General features: G+C 73.3%; 6 protein-coding genes. 5 read left to right on the forward strand and 1 reads right to left on the reverse strand.

Features of this window, described 5'->3' with window-relative positions; translation table 11 throughout:
• Positions 1-150: 150 nt before the first annotated feature.
• A complete protein-coding gene (locus tag ACFWM7_RS01010) occupies positions 151-2,118 on the forward strand; it encodes a hypothetical protein (protein WP_383253527.1) in 1,968 nt (655 codons plus the stop codon).
• 112 nt (positions 2,119-2,230) lie between these two features.
• Here ACFWM7_RS01010 and ACFWM7_RS01015 read toward each other — a convergent pair whose 3' ends face one another.
• Complete coding sequence (locus tag ACFWM7_RS01015; RefSeq protein ID WP_383253530.1) at positions 2,231-3,094, reverse strand: hypothetical protein; 864 nt, start codon at positions 3,092-3,094, stop codon at positions 2,231-2,233.
• 39 nt (positions 3,095-3,133) lie between these two features.
• Between ACFWM7_RS01015 and ACFWM7_RS01020 the strand changes: the two genes are divergently transcribed.
• The 4 genes from ACFWM7_RS01020 (at position 3,134) to ilvD (ending at position 7,920) form a co-directional block, all read left to right on the forward strand.
• Positions 3,134-4,084 (forward strand): Ppx/GppA family phosphatase, encoded by a 951-nt coding sequence (locus tag ACFWM7_RS01020; protein WP_383253532.1) that lies wholly within the window; start codon positions 3,134-3,136, stop codon positions 4,082-4,084.
• Positions 4,085-4,227: 143 nt separating this feature from the next.
• Positions 4,228-5,064, forward strand: a complete 837-nt coding sequence (locus tag ACFWM7_RS01025; protein WP_383253550.1) for a sugar phosphate isomerase/epimerase family protein — start codon at positions 4,228-4,230, stop codon at positions 5,062-5,064.
• A 185-nt stretch (positions 5,065-5,249) separates the two neighbouring features.
• On the forward strand, positions 5,250-5,894 hold the full coding sequence (locus ACFWM7_RS01030) for a TetR family transcriptional regulator (RefSeq protein ID WP_383253552.1): 645 nt from the start codon (positions 5,250-5,252) through the stop codon (positions 5,892-5,894).
• Positions 5,895-6,069: 175 nt separating this feature from the next.
• Positions 6,070-7,920 (forward strand): dihydroxy-acid dehydratase, encoded by a 1,851-nt coding sequence (gene ilvD, locus ACFWM7_RS01035; protein WP_383253534.1) that lies wholly within the window; start codon positions 6,070-6,072, stop codon positions 7,918-7,920.
• Positions 7,921-7,964: the final 44 nt, after the last annotated feature.

A 7,964-nucleotide genomic window follows, 5' to 3' on the forward strand; every position in this document is an offset into this window, starting at 1 on the left:
CGCGCGCAGGGCGCACGGAAGCACTCCGCAGCATCCCGGAGTGATCCGGAGTGCTACGGACGGAATCCGTGATCTCTGTCCTCTTTCACGACTCTTTCGAGCGATACATTCACCCGTAAGGATTAAATGTGCTCAAGGGGCACTTGAGGCATGAGCTCCGTTGCCTACGGTCGCCGGGTGACGAGCAGCAGGCTGGAGACCCCGACGCACACCACCGGCGCACACCGGGCGCACCGCCGAGGAACCGACGCCCCGGCACAGCGACCGCCCGCACGTTACGAGCCGTATCTCGACGGCCTCTTCACGTACTGCCTCTCCGTGCTCTGCGATCACGACGCGGCCACCGAGGCGCTCGGCGCCGTCCTGGCGATCGCGGACCGGCAGGACTCCCGCGGCCCCGCGGCCGAGGAGGAACGTAAATCCTGGCTGTACGCGCTGGCCCGGTGGGCCTGCCTGCGGGCGCTCACCGAGCGCAGACGCGGCCGCCAGGCCCACCGCAGAGCCTCGGGAACGATCAAGCCGCCCCGCACGGCCAAGGCACCCGAGAGCCGTACTGCCAGGGCCGCCGGAGTCGGTCCGGCCGAGACGCCCGAGGCCGGTACGGCCATGGCCCCCGGGCCCGGCAAGGGGGCGCACACCACCCGGCGCACGCCGGAGCACACCCCGCCCGCCGGCCCCGCGACCCCCTCCACCCCCGAGGACGCCACCACGCCCGCCGCCGCCGAGTCACCGGCCGCCGAGGCCCGCCGCCGGGAGCTCGCCACGCTCGCCTGGCCCGAGGCCGCCGGCACCACCCCGGAGCAGCGCGAAGCCCTCGAACTTGCCGTACGCCACCGGCTCACCCCGCGCGCCGTCGCCGCCGTGCTCGGTCTGGAGCCGGCCACCGCCCGGGAACTGCTCGCCGCCGCGGCCTGCGAGGTGGAGCGCACCCGCGCGGCCCTCGCCGTCGTCGAGGCAGGCGACTGCCCCACCGTCGCCCGGCTCACCGGCGACCACCAGGTGCTGCTCTCCGCCGCCCTGCGCCGCGAGCTCGTCCGGCACGTCGACGACTGCCCCCGCTGCCGTCGCGCCGCCGAACGGGCCGACGCCGCGGGCCCCTGGCCCGGAGCGGCCCTGGCCCCGGTCGCCGCCCTGCCCGTCGTGGAGGCCCCCCGCCCCTCCGTGTACGTCGCCATGGCCCAGGCCCACCGTTCCCGCGCCGCGGGACCGCGCTTCGACCGGGCCGGGTATCCGCTCGACCCCAAGGACCAGGCCGCCCGCCGGGACCGGCTGCGCGCCCGGGTCGTGACGACCACGGTGGTCGCGACGGTGGTCGCCGCCCCGGTGATCGCCCTGTGGGCCGCGTACCGGGGAGCGCCGCAGACCGGCGAGGGCCACGACGGCACCTCGGTCACCGCCACCGAGGTGGACGGCGCGGGCGGCATGAGCGGCGACCCGTACGACCCCGAGAACACCGGCAACGGCCGCCCCGGCAACCGCTTCGGCGCCCGCGTCCCGGACGTCACCGCCGAGGTCGTCAGCACCGGCGGCGCGCATCACGGCGACGCCCGGCTGACGGTGACGGCCCGCACCTCCGGGGCCGTCACGACGATCACGCTGACCAACCCCGGCCGGGAAGCGGTCGGCTGGTCGGCGGCGACGGACGCCCCGTGGCTGCGCATCAGCCGTACGTCGGGCACGCTCCCGGCCGGGCAGTCCACCACGATCGCGGTCTCGGTGATCCGGGACGCGCAGCCGGCCGGGCCGTGGCGGGCCCGGATCTCGCTGGCCCCCTCGGGCTCCGCCGTGCTCATCGACGGCCACGGGGCCACCGCCCCGACCACGGGCGGCCCGCGCCCCACCCGCCCCGGAACGGAATCGCCCCGCCCCACGGACCCGGGCCCCACGGACCCCGGCCCGACCGACCCCGGCCCGACGGATCCCGGCCCCACCGATCCGGGCCCGACCGACCCCGGCCCCACCGACCCGGGCCCGACCGACCCACCGGACCCGCCGGACCCGACCGATCCGCCCGACCCCACGGACCCGCCCGACCCGTCGCCGGACCCGACCGACCCGAGCCCCACGGACCCGGCCCCGACCGACCCCGGCCCCTCCGACCCGGACCCGACGGGCTGAGGACAACGGACGACGGGCTGAGGACAGAGGACAGACGACGGGGCCCGGCGTCAGGCCCCCGCAGGCCTCGGGGCCCGGCGACGCCCATGGCGTCCCCGGCCCCCGGGCGGCCTCAGCGCTTCTTCTTCTCCGCGAGCAGCGGCGGGTCCGCCGGATGCGGGGCCATCGGCAGCAGCGAGGACAGCCGCTCCTCGCACAGCTCGACCAGCCGGTCGTAGCCCTCCTTGCCCATCAGCTCGATCAGCTCCGGACGGTAGGACACGTACACCGGGTCACCGGCGCCGTGCGCCGAGGTGGCCGAGGTGCACCACCAGTGCAGGTCGTGGCCGCCCGGGCCCCAGCCCCGGCGGTCGTACTCCCCGATCGTCACCTGGAGCACCCGGGTGTCGTCGGGCCGGTCGATCCAGTCGTACGTCCGCCGCACCGGCAGCTGCCAGCACACGTCCGGCTTGGTCTCCAGGGGCTCCTTGCCCTCCCGCAGCGCCAGGATGTGCAGCGAGCAACCAGCCCCGGCGGCGAACCCCGGCCGGTTCTGGAAGATGCAGGAGCCCTCCCATCGGCGCGTCTGGCGCTCCCCGTCCTCGTCGACGCCGTCCCAGCCCGTCTCCGTACCGACGTCGTGGAACTGCCACAGCTCGGGGGTGAGCCGTGCCACGTTCTCGGCGACCCGCTTCTCGTCGTCCTCGTCGGAGAAGTGCGCGCCCAGCGTGCAGCAGCCGTCGTCGGCGCGGCCCGCCTGGATGCCCTGGCAGCCGCTGCCGAAAATGCAGGTCCAGCGGGACGTGAGCCAGGTCAGATCGCAGCGGAAGACCTGTTCGCCGTCGGCCGGGTCGGGGAACTCCACCCAGGCCCGGGCGAAGTCGATGCCCTTCTCGTCGGACGGGTCCGGTCCGTTCGCCTCCGGCTGTGACGCCTGCTTGTTCGACTTCGGCTTCTTCGCGGCTTTGTCCTGCTTAGCCTTTTTCGTCTTTGGCACGCGCCCAGAGTAAGTCCGATGGCGCAGTAGCGTTCCCGTATGAGACTCGGAGTCCTCGACGTGGGATCGAACACGGTTCATCTGCTGGTGGTAGACGCCCACCCCGGCGCCCGCCCGCTGCCCGCGCACTCGCACAAGGCCGAACTCCGGCTCGCCGAACTGCTCGACGAGACCGGCGCGATCGGGCCGGTCGGCATCGACCGGCTCGTGACGACCATCGCCGGCGCCCTCCAGGCAGCCGAGGACAAGGGGTGCGAGGACGTGCTGCCGTTCGCCACCTCGGCGGTGCGCGAGGCGACCAACGCGGACCAGGTGCTGGAGCGCGTACGGCTGGAGACCGGCGTCGACCTCGCCGTCCTCAGCGGCGAGGAGGAGGCCCGGCTGACCTTCCTGGCCGCCCGCCGCTGGTTCGGCTGGTCCGCGGGGAAGCTGCTGGTCCTGGACATCGGCGGCGGATCCCTGGAGATCGCCTTCGGCATCGACGAGGAGCCCGACACCGCCGTCTCTCTGCCGCTCGGTGCCGGCCGCCTCACCGGCGCCTGGCTGCCGGACGACCCGGCCGACCCCGAGCAGGTCAGGGCGTTGCGCCGGCATGTACGGGCCAGCATCGCGCGGTCGGTCGGCGAATTCAGCCGGGCCGGCCGCCCCGACCACGTCGTCGCCACCTCCAAGACCTTCAAGCAGCTCGCCAGGATCGCCGGAGCCGCCCGCTCCACCGAGGGCCTGTACGTCCAGCGCTCGCTGAGCCGCAAGGCCCTGGAGGACTGGGTGCCCAAGCTGGCGGCGATGACCGTCGCGGAGCGCGGCCGCCTCCCCGGGGTCTCCGAGGGCCGGGCCGCGCAACTGCTCGCCGGTGCGCTGGTGGCCGAGGGCGCGATGGACCTGTTCGGCGTCGAGGAGCTGGAGATCTGCCCCTGGGCCCTGCGCGAGGGCGTCATCCTGCGCCGCCTGGACCACCTCCCGGCAGAACGGGCCGCCCTGCCCGGATGAGACGAGGCGAGGTGAGGCGGGACCGTACCGGACGCGCCGCGTCGGTGACGTACGGTCACAGGCCCATGGCCCTGATCACTTTCGGCCAGGACCCACTCGGAGTGGCGCATCACTGCCCGTACGCTGTCCAGGTGGCAGAACCAGTGGTGCGCATCCCCGATGCGAAGGTCGCCCTGTCAACGGCCTCGGTCTACCCCGAGTCCACGGCGACGGCCTTCGAGATCGCCGCGCGCCTGGGGTACGACGGCGTCGAGGTCATGGTCTGGACCGACCCCGTCAGCCAGGACATCGAGGCGCTGCGCCGGCTCTCCGACTACCACCGGGTGCCGATTCTCGCGGTGCACGCCCCCTGCCTCCTGATCACCCAGCGCGTCTGGTCCACCGACCCCTGGGTCAAGCTCCAGCGGGCGAAGGCCGCCGCCGAGAAGCTCGGGGCGTCCACCGTCGTCGTGCACCCGCCGTTCCGGTGGCAGCGCAACTACGCCAAGGACTTCGTGACCGGGATCTGGCGGATGGCCGGCGAGACGGACGTCCGGTTCGCCGTCGAGAACATGTACCCCTGGCGCTACCGGGACCGCGAGATGCTCGCGTACGCCCCCGACTGGGACGTCACCAACGACGACTACCGGCACTTCACGGTCGACCTCTCGCACACCGCGACCGCCCGTACCGAGGCGCTCGCCATGGCGGACCGGATGGGCGACCGGCTCGCTCACGTCCACCTCGCCGACGGCAAGGGCTCGGCCAAGGACGAGCACCTGGTGCCGGGCCGGGGCGACCAGCCGTGCGCGGAGCTGCTGGAGCGCCTGGCCCGTACGGGCTTCGACGGCCATGTGGTCATCGAGGTCAACACCCGCCGCGCGATGTCCTCCGCCGAACGCGAGGCCGATCTGGCGGAGGCGCTGGCCTTCACCCGCCTCCACCTGGCCACCGCCTCCGCCACGGCCGACGGTGCGTCCGCGAAGATCCACCGCCCGTGACCGAGGAGCCCGAACCTCTGCCCGCCAACGACGCGTCCGGCCCTCTGCCCGCCAACGACGCGTCCGAACCTCTGCCCGCCAACGACGCGTCCGAACCTTCGCCCGTGACCGACGCGTCCGAACCTTCGCCCGTGACCGACGCGTCCGGCCCTTCGCCCGTGAACGACGTGTCCGAACCTCCGCCCGTGACCGAGGGCGCCGGCGCACGCCCCCGGCCTGAGGACGCTCCCGCGCCGCGTCGCCGGGGCCGCCCCTCCCGCAAGGCCGCCGCCGAAGGCCCCGACGCGCGGACGCGCATCCTGGAGGCGGCCCGCACCGAGTTCGCCGAGCGCGGCTACGACAAGACGTCGATCCGGGGCATCGCCAAGGCCGCCGGGGTCGACGCGGCCCTCGTCCACCACTACTTCGGTACGAAGGACGAGGTCTTCGCCGCCGCCATCGAGGTCACCTTCGAGCCCGCCCTCGTGATCCCCGCCGTCCTCGGCGGCCCGCCGGAGGGCCTGGGGGAGCGGCTGGCGCGGTTCTTCCTCTCCGTGTGGGAGGACCCGGGCACGCGCTCGCCCCTCCTGGCGATCCTGCGCTCGGCGGTCACCCACGAGGCGGCGGCGAACGTCCTGCGCGACTTCGTGCTGCGACGACTGCTGGAACGGATCGCGGCCGAGCTGGACGTACCGGACCCCACCTTCCGCGCCGAGCTGGCCGCCTCGCACATGCTCGGCATCGCGATGCTCCGGTACGTGGTCCGCGCCGAGCCGCTCGCCTCCGCGGACCCGGAGGACATCGTGGCGATGGTCGCCCCCACGCTCCAGAGATACTTGGGCGAGGGCTGAGGAGGCAGTGGCAGAGCCGGGGCGGCGCGCGGGCACCGGTGGGGTGACCACCCACCGACCGCCACGTCCCGCATTCCGGACAGGCTGTCCAGATCTTGGATCCGGGGCGTACGCTCGAAGGCAGTCTTTCCTTTAACTGTCGGAGGCAGGCCCCCTGCCGAAGGAGCGAGCGACGATGCCCCAGCTGAGGTCCCGCACGGTCACCCACGGACGCAACATGGCGGGCGCGCGCGCCCTTATGCGCGCGTCGGGCGTAGCGAGCGCGGACATCGGCAAGCCGATCATCGCGGTCGCCAACTCGTTCACCGAGTTCGTCCCCGGCCACACCCACCTAGCCCCGGTCGGCCGGATCGTCTCCGAGGCGATCCAGGCCGCGGGCGCGGTCCCGCGCGAGTTCAACACCATCGCCGTGGACGACGGCATCGCGATGGGCCACGGCGGCATGCTCTACAGCCTGCCCTCCCGCGACCTGATCGCCGACTCCGTCGAGTACATGGTCGAGGCGCACTGCGCGGACGCGCTGATCTGCATCTCCAACTGCGACAAGATCACCCCGGGCATGCTGATGGCCGCGATGCGCCTCAACATCCCGACCGTCTTCGTCTCCGGCGGCCCGATGGAGGCCGGCAAGGCCACCCTCGTCGACGGCACGGTCCGAAAACTCGACCTGGTCAACGCGATCAGCGACGCGGTGGACGAGTCGATCTCGGACGAGGACATCCTCCGTATCGAGGAGAACGCCTGCCCGACCTGCGGCAGCTGTTCCGGCATGTTCACCGCCAACTCGATGAACTGCCTGACCGAGGTCCTCGGCCTCTCCCTCCCCGGCAACGGCTCCGTCCTCGCCACGCACACCGCCCGCAAGGCGCTGTACGAGAACGCCGGCCGCACGGTCGTCGAGATCACCAAGCGCTACTACGAGCAGGACGACGAGACGGTCCTGCCGCGCTCGATCGGCACCCGCGCCGCGTTCGACAACGCGATGGCGCTGGACATCGCCATGGGCGGCTCGACCAACACGATCCTGCACCTGCTGGCCGCCGCCGAGGAGGCGCAGCTCGCGTACGACCTCGACGACATCAACGAGGTCTCCCGCCGCGTCCCGTGCCTCTCCAAGGTCGCCCCCAACGTCGCCCCCGGCGGCACGTACTACATGGAGGACGTCCACCGGGCCGGCGGCATCCCCGCCCTCCTCGGTGAGCTGCACCGCGGCGGGCTGCTCAACGAGGACGTGCACTCGGTGCACTCCGACACCCTCGCCGAGTGGCTGAAGAACTGGGACGTGCGCGGCGGCTCCCCGTCCCCCGAGGCCGTCGAGCTGTGGCACGCAGCCCCCGGCTGCGTCCGCTCCGCGACCGCCTTCTCCCAGTCGGAGCGGTGGGACACCCTCGACCTGGACGCGGCGGGCGGCTGCATCCGCGACGTCGAGCACGCCTACTCCAAGGACGGCGGCCTCGCCGTCCTCAAGGGCAACCTCGCGGTGGACGGCTGTGTCGTGAAGACGGCGGGCGTCGACGAGTCGATCTGGACCTTCGAGGGCCCGGCCGTCGTCTGCGAGTCGCAGGACGAGGCCGTCGACAAGATCCTCCGCAAGGAGATCGAGCCGGGCGACGTCGTCGTCATCCGTTACGAGGGCCCGCGCGGCGGCCCCGGCATGCAGGAGATGCTCTACCCGACCTCCTTCCTCAAGGGCCGGGGCCTGGGCAAGGTCTGCGCCCTGGTCACCGACGGCCGCTTCTCCGGCGGTACGTCGGGCCTCTCCATCGGCCACGCCTCGCCCGAGGCGGCCTCCGGCGGCACCATCGCGCTGGTCGAGGACGGCGACCGGATCCGCATCGACATCCCGGGCCGCTCGATCGAGCTGCTCGTCGACGACGCCGAACTGGCCACCCGCCGCGAGGCGCTGAACGGGGTGTACGCCCCGAAGAACCGCGACCGCAAGGTCTCGGCCGCGCTGCGCGCCTACGCGGCGATGGCGACGAGCGCGGACCGCGGCGCGGTCCGCGACATCTCGAAGCTCGGCTGACGTTCCCGGCGCCTCCGGGCGACACCCTTCGGCCCGTCTCTTAT

This window comes from Streptomyces sp. NPDC058375 (assembly GCF_042723425.1).
GTDB classification, from domain to species: Bacteria; Actinomycetota; Actinomycetes; order Streptomycetales; family Streptomycetaceae; genus Streptomyces; species Streptomyces durocortorensis.

Coding starts and splice junctions, on each gene's coding strand:
- ACFWM7_RS01010 (WP_383253527.1), top strand. CDS start 151: ATGAGCTCCGTTGCCTACGGTCGCCGGGTGACGAGCAGCAGGCTGGAG.
- ACFWM7_RS01020 (WP_383253532.1), top strand. CDS start 3,134: ATGAGACTCGGAGTCCTCGACGTGGGATCGAACACGGTTCATCTGCTG.
- ilvD (WP_383253534.1), top strand. CDS start 6,070: ATGCCCCAGCTGAGGTCCCGCACGGTCACCCACGGACGCAACATGGCG.